Here is a 21105-nt window from a genome sequence, read left to right on the forward strand (position 1 = left end):
CACGAAGCTGACAGGGACCGCTCACCACGCACTCACCGTCCACACACCGGCCCTTCACCGTCCATCGGCGTCGAACACGTCCATCGCGGCCAGCGCCTCAGCCGAGGCGGCGACGGCCGTACGGTCTCCGTACGCGCGCGCGGCGGCGAGGGCCTGCCGGTAACGGAGGCGGGCCTGGCCGGTGTCCTGCTCGGCCTCCGCGACCCGGCCGAGGCCGGTGAGGATCCGCCAGCGCGTCCGCGCGGCGCCCATCGATGCCCGGTCGCAGCCTCGCAGCGCCCGGTCGTACAGCTCGCGGGCGGCCGGCAGATCGCCGCGCAGGCGCGCGACGTCCGCGAGCCCGCGCCGGGCGTCGGCCCGGGTCTCGGGCGTTCCGGCACGGCGGGCGAACTCGATGGCGCGCTCGTACTCCGCGCGAGCGGCGAGCAGCCGACCGGCGTCGGCCAGCCCGTCGGCTTTCCCGACGAGCAGCCTGGTGAGATCCTCCACCGCGCCCAGCCGTCCCGCCAGGTCGATGGCCTCCGCCATCAGCGCGGCGAACTCCGTCTCGTCCGCGAGCCCGGCCATCTGTTCCAGGGCGGCGAGGACTCCCCAGCGGTCCCCCGTCCCGCGGAACCCCTCCAGCGCGGCGCGGAACGCCCGCTCGGCGGCATCCCGCTCGCCGTCGAAAAGGCTCTTGGCCCCTGACTCCAGGCGGGTGAACGCCTGGGACCACGGATCGGCGGAGATCTCCCCGTCCGCATGGCGGGGGCCATTCACCATGAGCCGCAGGACGCGCAGGAACGGGTGGCGGAGACGCCGATCGGCAAGGCGCTCCAGCTGATCGCGCAGTCGCCGGTCGTGCGCGTTGTCGGCGGCCGCGGCGTGCGCCAGGCACAGCGCGTACTCCTCTTCGAGACCGGCGGGCGGCTCGTCGCCGACTGTCATGAGCAGGCCGGCGGCCACCGCGGCTCGCTCGCCGGGCAGTCCCCGCACCTGCCCCTGCCACGACAGGGCGGCGAGCAGGCGGAGCCCGAGCGTGGGGTCGGCCCCCGCCGCCCAGTGGAGCGCCGCGTGGAGGTTGCCGCGTTCGGCGTCGAGGCGGGCCAGCCATTCCAGCTGGTCGGGGCCGCGCAGGTGCGGCTCGGCGGTCCGGGCCAGTTCGAGGAAGTACGCCGCGTGGGCCGCTCTCACCCGTTCTCGCCCGCCGTCGCCGGCCAGCCGCTCGGCGCAGAACTCATGGACGGTCTCCAGCATGCGGTACCGGCCCCCGCCGGCCTCCACCAGGGACTTGTCGACGAGGTCGGCGAGCAGTTCGACGACCTCGCCCTCGGACGGCCCGCAGACCCGGGCGGCCGCATGGAGCGATGCGCCGCCGCTGAAGACCGTCAGCCGCGCGGCCAGCGCCTGTTCGGGGTGGCTCAGCAGGTCCCAGCTCCATTCGACGACCGAGCGGAGCGTCCGGTGCCGGGGCGCCGCCGAACGATCGCCACGCGACAGGAGCCGGAACCGGTCGTCCAGCCGGGCCTCGATTTCCTGGAGCGTCAGCGACCGCATCCGCGCGGCCGCGAGCTCGATCGCCAGTGGCAGTCCGTCGAGCGCCCGGCAGACCCGCAGCACCGCGTCGGCGTTGGCCTCGTCGATCAGGAAACCGGGCCGCACGGCGGCGGCCCGGTCGGCGAACAGCCGCACCGCCGGATGGCCGGGCGCCTCCGGGCCGCCGTCCAGGGGCAGCGGCGGGACCGGGTGCAGCGTCTCTCCGGTGACACCCAGCCTCTCCCTGCTGGTGACCAGGATCCGCAGGTCCCGGCAGGCCGCCAGCAGCCGGCGGGCGAGCACGGCGATCTCGGCGACGACGTGCTCGCAGTTGTCCAGGACGAGCAGCACCCGCCGATCGGCCAGCCCCGCGATCAGCCGTTCCACGGGGTCGAGCGGACCGGACAGCGCGGGCACCAGCCCGGCCTCACGCAGGCCCAGCGCGTTGATCAGGACCTGCGGGGCGGCCGCGCCGTCGGTGAGCGGGGCCAGGTCGACGAAGCGGACCTCATCTCGCTCCCGCCCGGCGGCCTCGACCGCCAGCCGGGTCTTGCCGACCCCGCCCGGCCCGGTGAGCGTGACCAGGCGTCGCTCGCCGAGCAGCGCGCGGACGCGTTCGAGGTCGCCGTCGCGCCCCACAAAACTGGTGAACTGGGCCGGAACGCCGCCTCCCGCCTCGGCGGGAGAGGGCCCGGCGCGCAGCACCGCCAGGTGCACATCGCCGAGCTCAGGGGAGGGATCGACCCCGAGCTCCTCCGCCATCGTCCGCCGCGCGTCTTCGAACACCTGGAGCGCCTCGGCCTTCCGGCCGCTTCCGTACAGGGCTCGCATGAGCTGTCCGCGCAGCCGTTCCCGCAGCGGATGCGCCACCACGATCTCCGGCAGCTCCGCCGCCAGGTCGCGGTGCTCACCGTGCGCCAACCGCGCCTCGACCAGGTCTTCGAGTACGGCGACCCGCAGCTCCTCCAGCCTGGCGGCCTGCTCCCCGGCGAAGGGCGCGTCGATGACGTCGGCCAGCGCCGGCCCCCGCCACAGTCCCAGGGCCTCGCCCAGGAGCCGGGCGGCGCCATCGTGATCTCCGGTGGCGAGCACGTGCCGTCCTTCGCCGGCGAGCCGCTCGAATCGGTGCACGTCGACGTCGTCGGGATCGACGAGCAGCCGGTATCCGGCGGGACCGAACTCGAGCAGGTCTTTCGTTTCACCCACGGCCCCGAGCCGGCGACGCAGCCGGGACACCTGGGACTGCAGGGAGTGCGCCGCACCGCTCGGCGCCTGCGGGCCGTACAGTCCCTCGACGAGCCGCCGCACGCTCACCGTCTGGCCCACGTTCAGCAGCAACATCGCCAGCAGCGCACGCAGCCGCGGTCCGCCGACGGCGACCGTCTCGCCATCGTCGGACCACACCCCCAAGGCCCCCAGGACACCGAATCGCACGGCAGACAGGATGGTCAGGAGCCGGTGAGGGTGAGCTCGTGCGGGCCCTCGGAGATGCGGCGCTCCGACGTCTGGGCCCTCGGCCTGCGCTGCGCGATCACCACTCCCCCATCACCTCGATCTCTTTTGCGGCAACCCTATGCTCCTGGCGTTCGCGACCGGCCGTAGACTCCGGCGCTCAGTCACGACGCTGCGTTGTGGTCTGGACGGCGAAGACGTTCTTCTCCGTCTCTCAGCGGTGGCTTCCAGCAGCGCGAAGTCACCTGCCGAGGCACGCCGGAGCGATGTATCCCGGGTCTCCATGAATTCCGGGCACTTCCGTCGACGCCAACAGGACAAAAAGGGCTCAGCGGTGTCAACCGGATGCCCTCACGCCCCGTCTCTCCTGTGCCCCATCTGTCGCAACAGGAGTCACCTTGCGCATCCGCTCGATTCTCTCGGCCACCATCCTGGCCGGCAGCCTGACCTTGCTCTGCCAACCGGCGTATGCCGCCGTCTCCGAGGTGTCACAGGATGCGGTCGTCGTCACCGACATCGTTGACTACCAATGCACCGTGACCGGCGCGACCGGCGTGGCCGAGAAACAAGACATCAAGGTCAAGGTCGAGCTGACGATGCCGACCGACGCGACGGCGGGCACGCAGACGACCATCGGCTGGCACGGAACCTACGCCGACGACGCCACCGCGCTGAGGGCGCCCACCACGGGACTGGCCGGCGGCACCAAGCTGTACGCCTACGCGTCCATCAGCGGACTCGCCAAGCTGACCTCCGCCACCGGGGTGGGCGAGCTCACCCCGGTCAGCGCGGGTCAGATCATTCCCCTGCCAATGGTCCCGGTCTCCCTGAAGACCACCCCGTCCATCGCGGGCACCGCGACGGTACGGCCGGCCGCCATCAACTTCGGGACCAAACCCGACGAACGATCGATCGAGTGTGAGGTACGGAACGCCACAACCCTGACGACCTACCCTCTCACTGTCGCTTCCGCGGGCGGCCGACCGGCCGATTCCGTACCGGTATCCCCGAGTCAACAGCCGACCACTACCGACCCGGCAACCGCCGACGATCAGTCTGCCGATTCCGTCCCGGTGACTTCGAGTTCGCAACCGTCCCAGACCATCGAGGCCGAGACCTTGGCGGAGGGGAACGGCAGAGTGATCAAGACCCCATCGGGGGGAGCCGCGACCGGAGGCGGCGGTGAGTCCGGCCCCGATGGGCGAGTGCTCATGCTGACCGGCTTCCTGCTTACCCTCGCCGCCGCCGGACTCCTGCTACGCCGTCGTCGCCTTTCCTGGGGATGACCACCCAGCGCTCGCTCTTCGCCGACCGCAGCAGGACAGTCACGCCATGGCCCACTCGTTCGGCCATGGCGGGGGCGGACACGCCCGCATCGTCATAGGTCAGCCGCTCGCCGTGCACGATCCAGCGCGTCTGCTCCTCGTTCTGAGGCTTGCCACATCCGTCTCCCCTGATGCGGCGGCATAATCCCGAGAATCGGCGTAGTCAGACGGGCGCTCGTCGTGAGCCGCCCACCGGTTTTTGGTTCGGATGCTGTCAGTGCCGTGGCCTACAGTCGGCATGTGCCGTCACTCGCCACACCCGCGGTGCCGCCCGGCTCGATGGCGGCGCTGACGCAGCCCGAGATTCGTGCGGACGACATGGTGCTTCGGCCCTGGCAGCCGTCGGATCGTCCGGCTGTCGTGGCGGCCTACGCCGATCCTGCCATTCAGCGCTGGCACTGCCGGTCGATGACCGACGACGAGGCTCGCGATTGGATCGATGCCTGGCCGGGCCGGTGGCGCGGTGAGACCGGCGCCGGGTGGGCCGTGCTCGACGCGGGAGAGGTCGCCGGGCAGGTCAGCCTACGTCGGGTCGACCTTGGGGAAGGTCTGGCCGAGGTGTCGTATTGGGTGCTGCCGGGCGCGCGCGGTCGTCGCATCGCCCCGCGAGCGCTGGCGGCGATGACGGCCTGGTCCTTCGAAACACTCCGGCTGCACCGCGTTGAGCTGTGCCACTCGACGGTGAACGTCGCATCCTGCCGGGTCGCGCAACATGCCGGCTTCGCCGTAGAGGGTACAAAACGGAGCGAGGCCCGCCATGCCGACGGCTGGCATGACATGCACCTCCACGCCCGCCTTGACAGTGACGCCCGATGTGGGACGAGCCGCGGGTAGAACAAGCGCATGTAATCCATCGCTCGCACCGGCCCTGACCCGATGGTCGCCCACGCGTTGATCGCCACCGTTCTCGAACGGTGCGAGCGGGCCACCAACGTCTCTCGCCGTGCGCGCGAGACCGTGCAGGCGTGCCGGCCGATCCGGCTCCCGAAACGCGCTACCCGCAAATGACACACGAAAGACCGGCCGGCATCGGCACCTGTCAACCATGTCCTGGGACTGAAGCGTCAAGCAGGTGTAATCGATCATGTACGTTCCCCGATTACACATCCCGTGGGACGGTTCGTGATCATTCGTTCGGGGGTACTTGCCGACCCGGCGGAGGTTTCCGGTCACGGCATTGGCGGGCCATTGAGGGCGGTCAACAGAGGGCACTCGCAGTCACGCACGGGCTGCCACTCACCCAGGCAGGTGGGGGCTGTTTCGCCTGAAGATCAGGCCGATTTGCAAGATGGGGCCTTTCCCTGACGAATACCCAATATGTCAGTCTTCGCTGCGATGATCACTTCGATTCGGTCGTATGCAGGAGGGGATCACTGGTGAGCGGTGCGACGGTGGCGGACTACACCTGGTTCATCGAGGAGTACATGAACGGCGATCACTTCCTCGGGGTGACGTTCGTGCGGGGCCTGTCTCCAGCGGAGGCTCTGCACCGGATCGGCGCCACTCCTGGCGACGTCTCCCGGGATTGGGCCATCGAGGCCTACGCGGCAGACGGTGGGGCGGTCCTGCTCGACCTTCACTGTTACGAGATGCCGGAGGCGCTCTCCCGGGGGACGGAGACTGCCAGGCTTGTCACCGGCACCACCATGGATGAGGAGTTCGTCTGCTCGGTCGACGGAGTGGTGGCCACCAGGTTCGAACCGTCCTTCCCCGACGATCGAGAGGGCGCCGATCCGGACTATCTGCTGACCCAGATGCGGGATCTGGGCATGCCCTTGGACGGGGAGGAGTTCACCGACACGCGGACCGCCAGGGATCTCGCCCTCGTCCTGGCAGTACGGGCCACAGGGGTGAGCCTGACACCGGCCCACCACGCCGTACCGTCCATCACCGGATCCACCGACTGCCCGAGCTGACCAGACGACCGGTCACCCGTTGTGGCCGCAGCGGTTCAAGGCCGTTCGTGACGGCCTGCAGACACCCTGGCCCACATCGATCGTGGTGTGTTCAGCCTCGCGGGGGCGACAATGCTTTTTTCCTGGTCAGATGGTGTCGTGGTGAGCGGTCAGCGCGGAAGGGCGCGCATCACCATGGAGGCGGTTGCCGTTCAGGTCGCCGTGCATATGCTGCTGGCATGCAAACCGGTCCCCTTCTCGGCTCTGGCCGTACCGCGGATGTGTTCGCGATCGACGACGCATGGGTGCTGCGCCGATATCGGGACGGCGGTGACGCGTCCGCCGAAGCGGCCGTGATGTCCTACGTCTTCGGCCAGGGTTATCCGGCGCCGCGTGTCGCACCGACCGTGGGTGAGGATCTGATCATGGAGCGGTTGTTCGGCCCGACCATGGTCGAGGCGCTCCAGCAGGACGTGATCACGCCGGAAGAAGCCGGTGCGATCCTCGCGGAGCTGCTGCGCCGTCTGCACGCTCTTCCGCCACGGGTCTCGGCCGATTCGACGGATCGTGTCCTCCACCTCGACCTGCATCCGGAGAACGTGATACTCACGCCCGAAGGGCCGGTAGTGATCGACTGGGCCAACGCCGAGGAGGGTCCGCCCGCGCTGGACTGGGGGCTATCCGCTCTGATCCTGGCGGAGGTCGCGGTGGGCCCGCGGGCCGAGGCGTCTATGGCCCGCACGATCCTGGTTTCCCTGCTCAGTGAGGTCGACCATGCGATCGACCTTGAAAGGGCCCTGGCAATACGGGTCGCCAACCCGACTCTGAGTCAGGCCGAGAAACAACGCCTTGACGAGGCCGTGGCGCTGGTGTGGGCAATGTCCTGAGACCGTGGAGGCTTTCATGCGGCGATGAGTTGATGGCGTCTCGCCGTGGTGACCGCTCTGGCGGCCGTGCGGCCAACGTGTTCGCCGCCGACCACGGCACCAAGTGACCCAAGGCGGCCGCCAAGATCACCGACGACCTCGACGTGCCGCCGGCCACCCGCACCGAGGAGTCGTTCCACCTCAGCACGCTGCTCACCCATCGCCCTCCCTGCCCGCCGCCGTCGCGCGTGCCGTCTCCGGGATACGCGTTTCCGCAGCCGCCGACAAGGGCCACGATCGTCGTCTGACAAGACCCGCCTGATTCCCCCGGTTTTACACATGCCGATATCGGCATATGATGATGCCATGGCACGAGCAGCGACGACGTCGGATGTCTTCAACGCGATCGCCGAGCCGCAGCGCCGGGAGATCCTGATGCTGCTGCGGGCGGGTGAGCGGCCGGTGACCGAGTTGGCCCAGGAGTTGGGGATGACCCAGCCGGGGGCGTCCAAGCACCTGCGGGTGCTCCGGGAGGTCGGGCTGGTCCGGGACCGCAAGGCAGGCAAGCAGCGCCTGTACGGCCTTGACGCCCGCGGGCTGCGACCGGTCCACGAGTGGACCGGCGGGTTCGAGCGGTTCTGGAACGAGAGCTTCGACCGGCTGGACGCGTACGTGCAGGACCTTAAGCAGGCAAGGAAGGAGGAGTAGCTGATGAGCGAGATGGGACGAGGAGCGTCGGCGCAGTCCGCGACGGCCGACCGCGAGATTGTGATCTCCCGGGTCATCGACGCCCCGCGGGAGCTGGTGTTCGAGGCGTTCACCGAGGTGCGGCACCTGTCGCGGTGGTGGGGGCCGGAGGGGTTCACCACCACCACGCGGGCGTTCGAGTTCCGCGTCGGAGGGGAGTGGGACTTCGTGATGCACGGGCCGGACAGGACGGACTACCAGGAGTGGATCTCCTGGACCGAGATCACCCCGCCGGAGCGGATCGCGCTGCTGCACGGTGAGTCCCGCGGCGACCCGAACGCCTTCGAGTCGGTCCTCACGTTCGCGCCCGACGGGGCGGCGACCCGGATCGAGATGCGCACGGTGTTCCCCACCAAGGAACTGCGCGACGAGGCGGTCGAGAAGTACCACGCGATCGAGGGCGGCCGGCAGACCCTGAGCAACCTGGCTGCCTACGTCACCGAGATCGTTCAAAAGGGAGCTGAGGGCTGATGGCCGGGAAAGTGTTCTTCAGCGTGTCGATGTCGCTGGACGGTTTCATCGCGCCCGGGTCCCTCGGGGATTTGATGGGGCGGCAGTGGATGGAACTGCAGGCGTGGATATTCCCGCAGCGGTTCTTCCGGGAGAATCTGAAGCTCGGCGGGGGCGGTGAGGAAGGGCGCGACAACGACATCGCGCGGGAGACGTTCGAGCGCACCGGCGCGAGCGTGATGGGCAAGCGCATGTTCGACGCCGGCGAGCAGATGTGGCCGGAGGAGGCGCCGTTCCACACGCCGGTCTTCGTCGTGACGCACGAGAAGCGTGACCCCTGGGAGCGGCCGGGCGGGACCACCTTCCACTTCGTCAACGACGGCATCGAGACCGCGCTCGACCAGGCCCGCGAGGCCGCCGGCGACCGAGACGTCCGCATCGCGGGCGGCGGCGCGACGATCCTGGAGTACGTGAACGCCGGCCTGATCGACGAGTTCTCGATCGCGCTCTCACCCGTGCTGTTCGGCTCCGGAATCCGCCTGTTCGAGGGCGTGGACGCCGGCCGCGTGGCCCTGGAGCAGGTCCGCGCGGAGCCGACGCAGCGGGTGACCCACCTGACCTACGCAGTCCGGAAGCGGTAACCGTCTCGACCCCTGTACTCCCCCGCCGAGGTCGGCAGCGCGGTGAGATCCTCGATGCTCTGAGCGTCGGGAAGGGCGAGCGTTCGGGCCGCGATCTCAGCCGCGCGCTCCTCCGGGAGTGACCTCACGGCGTTGTCGTGGAACTTCCTCGTCGGCTCCTCATCGGACAGGGGGTTGCCGGGGCCGCCGCGGTTGACCTCGACGCGGGCCTCGAGTTTCTCGCCCGTGCGGGTGGTCACGTGGCCCTACCAGTCGTGATCCATACGATTCCCAAGCTGACGGCGCGGGTTTGATTCCCGCCACCCGCTCCACCAGCGAAGGCCCAGGCCAGGAGGCGATGCCTGGCCTGGGCCTCGACAAGACAAGGTCCGAGATTTTTTCCGTTGGCCTCTCGCCGTACTCTGATCGCCATGATCCAGGTGAACGCCAAGCAGGTGGATGATGAGGATCCGCTCTGGGTGACGACGCTGGGTGGGCCGCACATCGTTGTTCCAGAGTCGGCCTGCCGCTACTGGAACGGCTCACCGAAGAACTACCCGGACGACGAAGGAGACTACGGCCGCGCATGCGAGGTGAGCGGCTATATAGGGCTCATCGATGTCGGACCGGATAAAGCCCTGGTCCTCGGCGACCACCCCTCCGACACCACGTTTCTGCCCGGGTCCAACCTCTTCGTCAGCTGGATCGCCGCAGACTCCACCGCCGACATTCTCAAAACCACCGCCGAGGCGGTCGGCTCCTTCCCGTGGGAGGAGGAACTGACGTGGGACATCCGCGAGTCTGTGATTCTCTTCGACTCCGTCCGCAGCCACCAGCACATCACCACCGAGGAGCACCTACGCGTAGATCTTCCACCGGGGCGCTACACCGTTCGGGCCGCCCATGTGCAGACCGAGGCGGTAGAGGCAGTCATCGTTCAGCTTGTCCAACAACCGCGGTCACCGATCTCCACATAGGCGACCACTTACACCGTGGCGTGCGTCCGCGCTGGACAAGGCAGGATCGACTCGTTCTGCAATATGCGCGTAATGATCATGAGGGCGAGAGCAGTGCAGAGGTGACGCGCCGCAGGCCAGAAGCCGTGCGATGGCGGGAACAGGCGTGGCCTGCAAAACCGTCGGCAGTTCAATTCCGTGTCCGTTGCATGCCCAACCGGACGGAAAACGAGGAGAACAGCGGGAGCCACGGGAAACGCACTCAGTACGTTGAGCTGCGCCTTCTCTGGCCGAGCAGGAGCATGCCCGCTGTCGTACGGCCTGGAGGTTCAGGCCCCGCCCCACCAGAAGGGTGTTTGTTGTATGCCGGGCGTCGGGGGCAGTCCGGTTCCGGAGTCGAGCAGGAGCCGGTCGCCGAGGGGCTGGCTGAGCGTAATGGCGATCTGGTCGATAAGGCCCACGCCGAGGCAGAGTTCGGCGCTGGACCTCACGTCCACGTCGACCACCACCAGGTCCCGCGTCTCGTAGGCACGGGTGCCATGGGTGTGGTCGCAGCTGTCGTGCTCATACTGGAGAAGTAGCTCCCGGGGCTTCTTCGGGACGTGCTCGAAGGCCATCACCTCCCTGTACTCGCCTTCCGGCGGAGTGGGACTCGAGGTGGTCACCGACGGGGATATCGCCGCGTGGATGAACTTCTTTCTGACGCCCTTCACGGTGAAGTGCCAGGCGGGCACCTGAATTATCCCCCGGCTGGTGAGAAACGGTATATCCCTGAGTTCGGCGCCGGTGACCCGGAGGGTGGTGCAGCCGCCCGGTGGGCAGTCCTCCTCGACGAAGTCGTCGGGCTTGCTCCGCTCCGCGTATGCCGCCGCAGCCGTGATCAAGGGGACCGTCAGGGTGGAGCCGTCGGGCCAGCGCAGTCGGGTGCCGGCCGGGGATCCCGTGGGCAGGTCGACGTCAAGGGCCCAGGCTCCGTTCGTCTTGCTCACGCCCACCCAGCCGGGCATGCCCATCCACTCTGGCTCGACATCGAGTCCGTTCAACGGTACGAAGCCGTCCCGCCAGGCGCGGTCCATTTCGGAGCCGCGCCAGCGGTCTATTACCTCACGGGCGCGATCCTGGAATTTTTCCAACGGCATACGGCTGCGGCTGCCATCCGCGGAGAGCAGCAGCACCAACGAGAGGAACCAGGCGAGTTTGCGCAAGACGGCTCCTGAATCACAAAAAGAGAGGCTCCACGGGCCCGTGAGAGGTGGTCAAGCGTCCCACTTTGAGTGATTTTTTACAGTAAAAAATGAATTGTGGAGAAATTCTCCACAAGATCTAGACGCGTGCCTTTACCCGGGTGACAATTCCAGCGTCAATCGAAGATCGTGGAGCCGCCGGGACGTTGCACCCGCGCGGAGCCCAGCATGACAGGGCGTGACGAATGCTGGCACTTCGTGGGGTTGTTGCGGTCTCCCTGGTGGGCGCGGTCCTGGCCGCGACCGCACCGGCCCCGGCTCTGGCGGCGCTCGCACCGGCCCCGGCTCCGGCGGCGCCCGTACAGAGCCCGGCCCCGGCCGTCGAATCGCCGGCCGCGACGGGGGGTCGTACCGCGGACCCCGCACTCGTCCGCGCCCGTCAGACCGGGCAGCCCGCCGAGGTGGAGTCGCTGCGCAGCGAGACCCGGCAGGTCTTCGTCAAGCCGGACGGCACCTACCTGCTGGAACAGAACGTCCGCCCGGTGCGGGTGCGCCAGGCGGGCGGCTGGGTGCCCGTGGACACCACGCTCCGCGAGCAGCCCGACGGCACGGTGGCGCCCGCCGCCACGGCGGTCGGCCTGGCCTTCTCCGGCGGCGGCAACAGCGGCGACGGCGGCACTCCGCTGGCCCGCATGTCGCGCGGTGGCAAGGCAATGGAGCTCGGCTGGTCGGGCACGCTGCCGAAGCCGGTGCTGAACGGCGACACCGCCACCTACCCCGAGGTCATGCCGGGCGTGGACCTCCAGGTCACCGCGGACGTGGACGGCTTCTCCCACATCCTGGTGGTCAAGTCGCGAGCCGCCGCCGCGAGCAGCGCCCTGTCCGAGCTGACGTTCCCGCTCTCGACCAGCGGCCTGTCGATGGAGTCGGACCAGGCGGGCAACCTGGAGGCGGTCGACGACAACGGCGGCACGATCTTCGTCGCGCCGACCCCGATGATGTGGGACTCCGAGGGGGCCACGAGCCCGCAGGCGTTCAAGGAAGGCCGCGCGCCCGAGGCCCGGCAGGCCCAGATGGGCGTGAAACTGGCCGGCAGAACGCTGCGCCTGCGGCCGGACCGGAAGTTGATGACGGACCCGAAGACCCGGTTCCCCATCTATCTGGACCCGTACTTCTCGGCCGCCCGCGGCTCGTGGACCGCCGTCTGGAGCAACTGGCCCGACTCCAACTACCTGAACTCCAGCGACGTCGCCAGGGCGGGCCACGTCGAGTCGCAGAAGAACCGCTCGTTCTTCCAGATGAGCACCGGCTCGACCATCCACGGCAAGCAGATCATCAAGGCGACGCTGCGCACGTACGAGACGTGGTCGTACTCGTGCAGCGCCCGCACGGTCGAGGCCTGGGCGACCAACAGCATCAGCAAGAGCACCACCTGGAACAAGCAGCCCGCGTGGGTCACGAAGCTGTCCACGGTCAATGTGGCCAAGGGCTGGGGGCCGTCCTGCCTGCCCGGCGGCGTCGAGTTCGACGTCACCCCGCAGGTCGTGGACGCCGCCGCCAAGAAGTGGCCCACCGTCACCATCGGCATCCGGGCCACGAGCGAGACCGACGTGTACGCCTGGAAGAAGTTCAAGAACAACCCGACCCTGGTCATCGAGTACAACTCGCTGCCCGCGGACCCGGTGGCCGTCGACGCGTGGTCGGACCCGGGCGGCCCCTGCGTCTCGGGCACCGGCCGGCCGGTCATCAGCACCGCCACCCCCAAGCTGTGGGCCAAGCTGAAGGACGTCGACAACTCGGTCAGGGGCCGGTTCGAGTGGTACAACGAGGCCGGGACCAAGACGGGCGAATACCTCACCGCGCTGGGCTCGACCGGCACGGCCTTCTCCGCGACGATCCCGCAGAGCCTGTACTCCGACGGCGCGCTGATCCGCTGGCGCGTCCGCGCCGAGGACGGCAAGGCCAACAGCCTCTGGAGCCCCTGGTGCGAGGCCACCGTGGACGCCACGGCCCCCGGCAGGGAACCGACCGTGACCTCGCCCGGGTTCACCGAGAACGGCTGGAGTGACGGGGTCGGTCTGGCGGGGTCGTTCACGTTCGACCCCAACGGGGTCTCCGACGTCGCCGCGTACGTCTACGGACTCGACAGCTCACCCAAGACGGAGGTCGCCCCCGGCACGGACGGCACCGCCACGATCCAGCTCACCCCGCGCCACGACGGCCCCAACGTGCTGTCCGTACGCAGCAAGGACCGCGCGGGCCAGCTCGGCCCGATCCGCACCTACGTCTTCAACGTCAACGCGGGAAGCGCGCCCAGGGGTCACTGGCCGCTGGACGAGGGCCAGGGCACGGTGGCCGCCGACACCGCCGGCGCCCACCCCGCCACGCTGTACGGGGCCACCTGGGCGAGCGGCAAGACCGGCATGGGCCTGCGCCTGGCGAACGCCTACGCGCAGACCTCCGGCCCGATCGTCGACACCGGACGCAACTTCACCGTCACCGCCTGGGCCCGCCTGACGGGTACGGGCGCCACCGCCACCGCCGTCACCCAGGAGGGCGGCAGGACCGGGGCCTTCTCCCTGCAGTACTCCAAGGCCGACGACCGCTGGGCGCTGACCCGTACCGGCTCCGACGCCGACGCCGCGACGACCGTGCGCGCGCTCTCCGCGGCCGCGCCGAGGCTGAACGAGTGGACCCACCTGGTGGGCGTCTACGACTCGGCGGCCCGGCAGCTCTCGCTGTACGTCAACGGCAAGCTGGAGTCGTCGGCCGCCTTCACCACCCAGCCGTGGAACGCCACCGGCCCCCTCACGATCGGACGAGGAAAGGTCAACGGAGCCGCCACCGAGTTCTTCCCCGGCGACATCGACGAGGTCCGCGCCTACGGGCGGGCCATGTTCGCCGACGAGGTCGCCGACCTGGTGAACAGCGCGGCCACGCTGATCGGGCACTGGCGGCTGGACGAGGAGTCCGGGCTGTCCGCCGCCGACTCCTCGGGCAGGTCGCCGGCGGCGCCGGCGACACTGGCCGGCGGCGCCTCGTGGACCGCGGGCTGGCTGGACGGCGCGCTCGCGCTCAACGGGGTCAACGGCTACGCCCAGACCACCGCGCCGGTCGTCAACACCAGGTCGGGCTTCACCGTCGCCGCCTGGACCCAGCTCGACTACCTGCCCACCGGTGACACCGCCGCCGTGGCCCAGCCGGGCAGCCGCGCCGCCGGCTTCCAGCTCGGCTACGACAAGGAGAAGGGGCGGTGGGCGCTCGGCATGGCCGCCGCCGACACCGACACCGCCGCTCTCGTACGCACCCGCTCCGACGCCATTCCCGCCCCGCTGGAGTGGACACACGTGGCGGGCGTGTACGACCCGCTGGCCGGCCAGCTCCGCGTCTACGTCAACGGCCAGCTGTCCACCACCACCGTCACCAGCCACACGAGCACGTGGAACGCCACCGGCCCGCTGCAACTGGGCCGGAGCAAGACCGCGGGTGTCTTCACCGGTTACTGGCCGGGGACCGTGGATGACGTCCGTACCTATGACGGCGTGCTGAAGGCCGAGCAGATCGCTCAGCTGGCCGCCCAGTAATCCCTGGCCACCCAGTAAGTCCCCTCTGACCAGCACCCCCCGACTGGGAGAGTTCATGGAACCGCCGGATGAGTTGGACCTGCCCGAATCCCGCTGGAATCGTTTACAGCAACGCCACGAACGGCCCGCACCCGACGTTCCGGACCCCTCCTGGAACCGATTCCAGACGCCCAAGGCCGAGTCTCCCTGGCCCCGCCGGCTGGCGACCGTCTTCTCGATCGTCCTCGTCCTGCCCCTGGCGTACGCCATGCCCGCCTACGCCGAGCCCCGCTCCGCCCCGTCCGTGCAGAAGGAGACGCCGGTCAAGGGAGAGAGGGTCCCGGTTCTGCCGCCGATGACCGATCCGGTGCAGAAACAGGCGTGGAAGGCGCCACCGGGAGTCACCTGGCCGAAACCCCAGACGGCCGAGCTGGGCGGCGCCGAGGCCAGGACCCTGGCGACCGGCTTCCCGGTGAGGCCGGCCCCGCAGGAGGGGAAGACCGCCAAAGCCGCCGACGCCGCCGATGCCGCCACCGCTCCGGTGAAGGTCGAGCTCCTCGACACCGCCTCGACCGGCCGGCTCGGTCTGACGATGCGCGTCTCCCCCGGCCAGGGCGCCGCCGCGGCCACCTCGGCCGCGAAGGATCAGGGCGTCGCCGCGGCCAAGCCGGGCGCGAAGACCCGGCTGGCGATCGACTACTCCGGCTTCCGCTACGCCTACGGCGGCGACTACGGAGCCCGGCTCCAGATCGTCAAGCTGGAAGAGTGCGCACTCGACGCCGGGGCGACCGGCTGCGCCCAGCCCCAGCCGGTCAGGAGCGAGAACAACACGCAGACGGGCACGCTGACCGCCGAGGTCGCGACGACCGGCCTGTACGCCGTGACCGCCGCCGCGTCGGGCTCGACTGGCGACCACGGCGCCACCTCCCTGGCCCCCTCGTCCGACTGGAGCGTCGGGCCCCAGTCCGGGGACTTCAGCTGGGGCTACGAACTGCGCACTCCCCCGGCGCTGGGCGGCGAGGAGCCGGAGCTGTCGCTCGGCTACTCCTCCCAGAGCGTGGACGGCCGCACCGCCTCCACCAACAACCAGCCGTCCTGGGCCGGTGAGGGCTTCGAGCTCAACCCCAGCGGCTTCATCGAGCGCCGCTACAAGTCCTGCATGATCGACGGCAAGAAGACCGGCGACCTGTGCTGGGACGGGGAGAACGTCACCCTGTCGCTCGGCGACTCGGCCGTCGAGCTGGTCAAGGACGCCACCTCCAAGCAGTGGCGGCCCAAGCGCGACGACGGCACCCGGATCGAGTCCCTCACCGGGGCGACGAACGGCGACAACAACGGCGAGTACTGGCGCGTCACCACCGCCGACGGCTCCCAGTACACCTTCGGCCTGAACCGCCTGCCCGGCTGGGCCACAGGCAAGCCGGAGACGAAGTCGGTCCTGAGCGTGCCGGTGTTCGGCAACAACAGCGGCGAGCCCTGCTACTCCAGCACCCCGGCCAACGCCTGGTGCCAGCAGGCCTACCGGTGGAACCTCGACTACTCGGTGGACACCCACGGCAACGCCACCACCTACTGGTACGCCCAGGAGAAGAACTACTACGGCCGCAACATGAAGCCCGAGCTGGGCACCGTGTACGACCGCGGCGGCTACCTGACCCGCATCGACTACGGCTACCTCCAGAGCGAGCTGTTCACCAAGGCCCCCGCCGCCCGCGTCGTCTTCGACGTGGCCGAGCGCTGCCTGCCCAGCGGCACGATCACCTGCGCCGCCGACCAGCTCAAGAAGGAGACCGCCGGCAGCTGGCCGGACGTCCCGTTCGACCAGGTCTGTGACTCCGGCGTGAAGTGCGTCGACCGCCTGTCGCCGACGTTCTTCACCCGCAAGCGCCTGACCAAGGTCACCACGCAGATCCTCAACACCGACACCGCCAAGTGCGCGGCGGCGCAGTACTGCGCGGTGGACTCCTGGACGCTGACGCACCAGTTCCCCGCCACGGGTGACGGCCTGAGCCCGTCGCTGTGGCTGGCCTCGATCCAGCAGGCCGGCCACGTGGGCGGCACCATCACCCTTCCCAAGATCACGTTCGCCGGCGTGCAACTCCCCAACCGGGTGGACGCGAACGAGGGCCGCGCTCCCCTGGTCAAGTGGCGCGTGCAGGCCGTGAACAACGAGACCGGAGGCGAGCTGCGCGTCAACTACGCGCCCGCCGAGTGCAAGCCGGGCGAGCTCCCCGCCCCCGACAAGAACACCAAGCGCTGCTTCCCGCAACGCTGGGCACCGCTGAACGAGGCGGAGGTCGTCGACTGGTTCCACAAGTACGTGGTCACCCAGACGGTCGAGGTGGACCGGGTCGCGGGCTCGACGAACGTCGTCACCGACTACGAGTATCTCGACGGCGCCGCCTGGCACTACGCGGACAACATCCTCGTCAAGCCCGAGCACCGCACCTGGGCGGACTTCCGCGGGTTCGGCCGCGTACGGGTGCGCGAGGGCGACGGCCAGGACACCAAGCGCACGCTCACGGAGTTCCGGTACTTCCGCGGCATGCACGGCGACAGACAGGCCGACGGCTCCAAGCGCACCGTGCAGGTCACCGACTCCGAGGGCGTCAAGCTGGACGACCTCGACCAATATTCCGGCCTGGAGCGCGAGGAGATCCTGTACGACGGCGACGGCGGGCCCATCTTGAAGGCGACCGTCGAGCAGCCGTGGTCGCTGAAGACCGGGGAGTCAACGCAGGGCGGCGTCACCAAGGCCGCGTACATCGTCGAGGCCAAGTCCATGGTCACCCGTAACGCGCTGCCCGGCGACAAGTGGCGGCGTACCGGCGAGGAGCGCGTGTACGACGCCCAGGGCCTGCTCACCCAGGTCGAGGAGAAGGGCGACCTGGCCACGGCCGACGACGACCAGTGCACCCGCTACACCTACGCCCGCAACGACACGAGCTGGATGCTCGACTACACGAGCAGGATCCAGAAGGTCGCCGCGAGCTGCGGCACCTCCGTGTCCACGCTGGCCGCCGCCGAGGTGCTCTCCGACGAGAAGGTCCAGTACGACGGCAAGGCGTACGGCCTGGCCCCGAGCAAGGGCGACGTGACCTCGGTCCAGCAGCTGGTCTCCGGGGACGGCACGACGATCACCGACAGCACCCACACCTACGACGCCTACGGCCGCGAGCTCACCGAGACCGACGCCGTCGGCACCAAGTCCACCACCACCTACACCCCGGCCGCGGGCGCCCCCGCGACCGAGATCAAGGAGGTCAACCAGCTCGGCCACGTCGAGCGCACCCTGCTCGAACCGGCCTGGGACGAGCCCGTCGCCGAGATCGACGCGAACAACCGCCGCGTCGACATGGAGCACGACGCGCTCGGCCGCCTGGTCAAGGTCTGGCAACCCGACCGCAGCAAGGCGGCCGGACAGTCGCCCAGCACCGAGTTCTCCTACGTGATGCGCAGCGACGGCCCCAGCATCGTCACCACGAAGACACTGGACGCCGACGGCGCCTACACCACCAGCCACGAGCTGTACGACGGCCTGATGCGCGAGCGCCAGACCCAGGAACCCGCGCCCAGGGACGACCAGACGACCGACCCCGCGCTGCGGGACGGCCGTACGATCACCGACACCTTCTACAACTCCCAGGGCGAGCCGTCCAAGGCCAACACCGGCTACTTCGCCACCGGGACGCCCTCCACCGACCTCCTGGCGGTGGCCGACACCGACGTGCCCACGCAGGTCGTGTCCTTCTTCGACGGCACGGGCGACGTCAACGCCCAGGCCCTCAGGTCGAAGGGCGCGGAGAAATACCGGGTCACGAGCAAGCAGGAGGGCGACAGGGTCCACGTGACGCCGCCGGCCGGCGAGACGGCGACCACCCGCATCGGTGACGCCGAGGACCGCCTGATCGAGCTGCGCCAGTACAAGGGAGCGACCCCGACCGGCGAGTACGACTCCACGAAGTACACCTACGACCACGCGGGACGGCTGTCCACGGTGACCGACTCCGCGGGCAACGTGTGGCGCCACCACTACGACATGCGCGGCCGGGAGATCAAGGCCGAGGACCCCGACAAGGGCGTCACGACGATGGCGTACAACGACGCCGACGAGCTCGTCAGCACCACCGACTCCCGCGGCAGGACCCTGTGGTACGTCTACGACGAGCTGGGCCGCCAGAAGGAGATGCGCGAGAACTCCGCGACCGGCCCGCTGCTCGCCGAGTGGAAGTACGACGCCCTGGCCAAGGGTCATATGAACGCCAGCATCCGGTACGTGGGCGGGCAGGCGTACAGGGCCGAGATGAACGCCATCGACGCCGACTACCGCCCGCTGCGCGAGACCGTCACCATCCCCGCGCGGGAGGGCAAGCTGGCCGGCTCGTACGTGCTCAACACCCGCTACACGCTCGACGACCAGGTCCAGTCCGTCAGCTTCCCCGCCGGGGGCGGGCTGGCGGAGGAGTCGGTCGTCTACAGCTACGACGAGCTGAACCAGACGACCAAGGTCACCGGCCTGTCGTCGTACGTGACCGCGGCCCGCTACTCCAAGCTGGGCGAGGCCCTGCAGTACGAGCTGGGCACCGGAGGCAAGAAGACCTGGCTCACCTACACCCACGACGAGTCCACCCGCAGGATGACCAATATGCGGCTGGACAGGGAGGGCGCGGCCGCGACCGACCTCGACCTCAACTACACCTACGACGCCGCCGGCAACATCACCAAGATCGCTGACAGGGCCGGCGGCCAGGACACGCAGTGCTTCAACTACGACCATCTGCGCCGCCTGACCTCGGCGTGGACGGCCACCGACGACTGCGCCAGTCGTACCCCGCAGTCCGGCAAGATCGGCGGCGTGGCCCCGTACGCGGTCAGCTACGCCTACGACGCCATCGGCAACCGGACCAAGGAGACCAAGCACGCCTGGGGCGGCGGGGGCGAGACGGCCCGCACCTACACCTACCCGCAGCCGGGCGGCAAGCAGCCGCACGCGCTGCAGAGCGTCGGCGCGGACCTCTTCGAGTACGACGCCGCGGGCAACACCACCAGGCGCAAGGTCGGCACCGCGGACCAGGCCCTGGTCTGGGACTCCGAGGGTAACCTGGAGTCGGTCACGGAGGCGGGCAAGACGACGTCGTACGTGTACGACGCGGAGGGCGACCGGCTGATCCGCAAGACGCCGACCGACGCCACGCTCTACATCGACGACATGGAGCTGCGCTTCGACTACGCCGCGGACGTCGTCGAGCAGACCCGCTACTACACCGTCAACGACCAGGCCATCGCGGTACGCACGCCGGACAACCAGGTCTACTTCCTGGCCGGCGACCACCAGGGCACCGCGCAGGCCGCGGTGAACGCCGGGAACGGACAGCTGGCCGTACGGAGGATGACGCCCTTCGGCGAGGACCGGGGTTCGCCACCTTCATGGTGGCCGGGGCAACGCGGATTCGTCGGCGGCACGAAGGACACGACGACCGGGCTCGTCCACCTCGGCGCCCGCGAGTACGACCCCAAGTTCGGCCGCTTCATGTCGGTGGACCCGATCATCGACGATGTGGACCCGCAGCAGCTCAACGCCTACGCCTACGCCAACAACAGCCCCGTCAGCATGAGTGACCCCGACGGGCAGTGGGTCTGGGTCGTGGTCATCATCGCCGTCAAGGTCGGGGCCCGCTACGCCGCCAAGAAGGCGGCCCAGCGTGCCATCAGGCGGGAGATAATCCGCCGCGCCAGGGAGGCGGCCAAGAAGCGGGCCCTGGAGGCGGCCAAGAAGAAGGCCAGGGAGGAGGCCAAGAAGCGGGCGCTGGAGGCGGCCAAGAAGAAAGCCCTGGCCGAGGCGAAGAAACGGCGGCTGGCGGCGGCCAGGAAGAAGGCCGCCGAGAAGGCCCAGAAGGCGCGGGAGGCCGCGGCGAAACGACGGGCCGCGATGGCGGCCCGCAGACAGGCGAGGAAGGCGGCTCGCGAGGCGGCGGCCAAGAAGAAGATGGCGCTGGCCGCTCAGCGGCGCAACCACCGGGCCGGCAGGGTCCCCAGGGGGATCCAGCACGCGCGCTCGACCCCGGCGCGGCGCCCGACCAGCCACAGGGCGGCACAACGACCTGCGCCGCCCAGGGCGAACCGGCAGCCGGCACAGGCGAGGCCGAGTCAGGTCTACCGGAACGACGGCACCGCCCAGCCGACCCAGTCCTACACCGTCTACGGCAACGGCCGGATGTACCCGCAGGGGCGGCCACCGTCGAATCTTCCGCGGCCCGGCTCCGGCCAGGGTGAGAAACAGATCTTCAAGCCGGAGAAGATCGAGGCGGAGAACACCAGAAGAGGAGCCACTGCGGAACTCGGCGCCCGGAGCCAGAAGATCGCGGACAACTTCATCGACCTGTTCGACACCTGGTTCGGTGGGATGGGCTGACAGCACCCCCTTCGGCTGACGTCCGCCGAGCACGAACGGGCGCGGGACCCTCGTGGTCCCGCGCCCGCGCGTGAATTTCCCGACGGCAGGCCGGCGTGGTCTCGCGCCCGCGCGTGAATT

General features: G+C 69.5%; 13 protein-coding genes. 10 read left to right on the forward strand and 3 right to left on the reverse strand.

What is annotated here, in order from left to right:
• Positions 1-54 precede the first annotated feature (54 nt).
• Positions 55-2919: a BTAD domain-containing putative transcriptional regulator gene (locus DKM19_RS29760; RefSeq protein WP_204358302.1), complete on the reverse strand. Its 2865-nt coding sequence runs from the start codon at positions 2917-2919 to the stop codon at positions 55-57.
• A 446-nt stretch (positions 2920-3365) separates the two neighbouring features.
• On the opposite strand from DKM19_RS29760, the gene DKM19_RS29765 reads away from it, so the two are divergent.
• The 7 genes from DKM19_RS29765 to DKM19_RS29795 all read left to right on the forward strand — a co-directional run bounded on the left by DKM19_RS29765 (position 3366) and on the right by DKM19_RS29795 (position 8891).
• Positions 3366-4253, forward strand: coding sequence for a hypothetical protein (locus DKM19_RS29765; protein WP_110700109.1), 888 nt, complete (start codon positions 3366-3368; stop codon positions 4251-4253).
• 261 nt (positions 4254-4514) lie between these two features.
• Positions 4515-5126 carry a GNAT family N-acetyltransferase gene (locus DKM19_RS29770; protein ID WP_239513655.1) on the forward strand — a complete coding sequence of 204 codons (612 nt, stop codon included), beginning with the start codon at positions 4515-4517 and terminating at the stop codon, positions 5124-5126.
• 542 nt (positions 5127-5668) lie between these two features.
• A complete protein-coding gene (locus DKM19_RS29775) occupies positions 5669-6208 on the forward strand; it encodes a DUF6461 domain-containing protein (RefSeq protein WP_110700111.1) in 540 nt (179 codons plus the stop codon).
• A 218-nt stretch (positions 6209-6426) separates the two neighbouring features.
• Positions 6427-7074: a phosphotransferase gene (locus DKM19_RS29780; RefSeq protein ID WP_110700113.1), complete on the forward strand. Its 648-nt coding sequence runs from the start codon at positions 6427-6429 to the stop codon at positions 7072-7074.
• A gap of 345 nt (positions 7075-7419) precedes the next feature.
• Positions 7420-7761, forward strand: coding sequence for a helix-turn-helix transcriptional regulator (locus DKM19_RS29785; RefSeq protein WP_110700115.1), 342 nt, complete (start codon positions 7420-7422; stop codon positions 7759-7761).
• A 3-nt stretch (positions 7762-7764) separates the two neighbouring features.
• The gene (locus DKM19_RS29790) at positions 7765-8271 is read left to right on the forward strand and encodes an SRPBCC family protein (protein WP_110700117.1); all 507 of its coding nucleotides are present in this window, start codon (positions 7765-7767) and stop codon (positions 8269-8271) included.
• Positions 8271-8891, forward strand: coding sequence for a dihydrofolate reductase family protein (locus DKM19_RS29795; RefSeq protein ID WP_110700119.1), 621 nt, complete (start codon positions 8271-8273; stop codon positions 8889-8891). Before DKM19_RS29790 ends, DKM19_RS29795 begins: the two co-directional genes overlap by 1 nt.
• On the opposite strand, the gene DKM19_RS29800 is transcribed toward DKM19_RS29795, so the two are convergent.
• Positions 8870-9130, reverse strand: coding sequence for a hypothetical protein (locus tag DKM19_RS29800; protein ID WP_110700121.1), 261 nt, complete (start codon positions 9128-9130; stop codon positions 8870-8872). The two genes, DKM19_RS29795 and DKM19_RS29800, sit on opposite strands and share 22 nt — an antisense overlap.
• Before the next feature lie 180 nt (positions 9131-9310).
• Between DKM19_RS29800 and DKM19_RS29805 the strand changes: the two genes are divergently transcribed.
• On the forward strand, positions 9311-9847 hold the full coding sequence (locus DKM19_RS29805; RefSeq protein ID WP_162641873.1) for an Imm21 family immunity protein: 537 nt from the start codon (positions 9311-9313) through the stop codon (positions 9845-9847).
• Positions 9848-10155: 308 nt separating this feature from the next.
• Here the strand turns inward: DKM19_RS29805 and DKM19_RS29810 are convergent, their stop codons facing one another.
• Entirely contained in the window at positions 10156-11031 is an 876-nt protein-coding gene (locus DKM19_RS29810; protein WP_110700125.1) for a hypothetical protein, read from the reverse strand.
• Positions 11032-11255: 224 nt separating this feature from the next.
• On the opposite strand from DKM19_RS29810, the gene DKM19_RS29815 reads away from it, so the two are divergent.
• A complete protein-coding gene (locus tag DKM19_RS29815) occupies positions 11256-14594 on the forward strand; it encodes a LamG-like jellyroll fold domain-containing protein (protein ID WP_110700127.1) in 3339 nt (1112 codons plus the stop codon).
• A 55-nt stretch (positions 14595-14649) separates the two neighbouring features.
• Positions 14650-20985 (forward strand): RHS repeat-associated core domain-containing protein, encoded by a 6336-nt coding sequence (locus DKM19_RS29820; RefSeq protein WP_110700129.1) that lies wholly within the window; start codon positions 14650-14652, stop codon positions 20983-20985.
• Positions 20986-21105: the final 120 nt, after the last annotated feature.

The sequence above is a fragment of the Streptosporangium sp. 'caverna' genome (assembly GCF_003203775.1).
GTDB classification, from domain to species: domain Bacteria; phylum Actinomycetota; class Actinomycetes; order Streptosporangiales; family Streptosporangiaceae; genus Streptosporangium; species Streptosporangium subroseum.

Coding starts and splice junctions, on each gene's coding strand:
- DKM19_RS29785 (WP_110700115.1), top strand. CDS start 7,420: ATGGCACGAGCAGCGACGACGTCGGATGTCTTCAACGCGATCGCCGAG.
- DKM19_RS29795 (WP_110700119.1), top strand. CDS start 8,271: ATGGCCGGGAAAGTGTTCTTCAGCGTGTCGATGTCGCTGGACGGTTTC.
- DKM19_RS29820 (WP_110700129.1), top strand. CDS start 14,650: ATGGAACCGCCGGATGAGTTGGACCTGCCCGAATCCCGCTGGAATCGT.
- DKM19_RS29780 (WP_110700113.1), top strand. CDS start 6,427: ATGCAAACCGGTCCCCTTCTCGGCTCTGGCCGTACCGCGGATGTGTTC.
- DKM19_RS29790 (WP_110700117.1), top strand. CDS start 7,765: ATGAGCGAGATGGGACGAGGAGCGTCGGCGCAGTCCGCGACGGCCGAC.
- DKM19_RS29815 (WP_110700127.1), top strand. CDS start 11,256: ATGCTGGCACTTCGTGGGGTTGTTGCGGTCTCCCTGGTGGGCGCGGTC.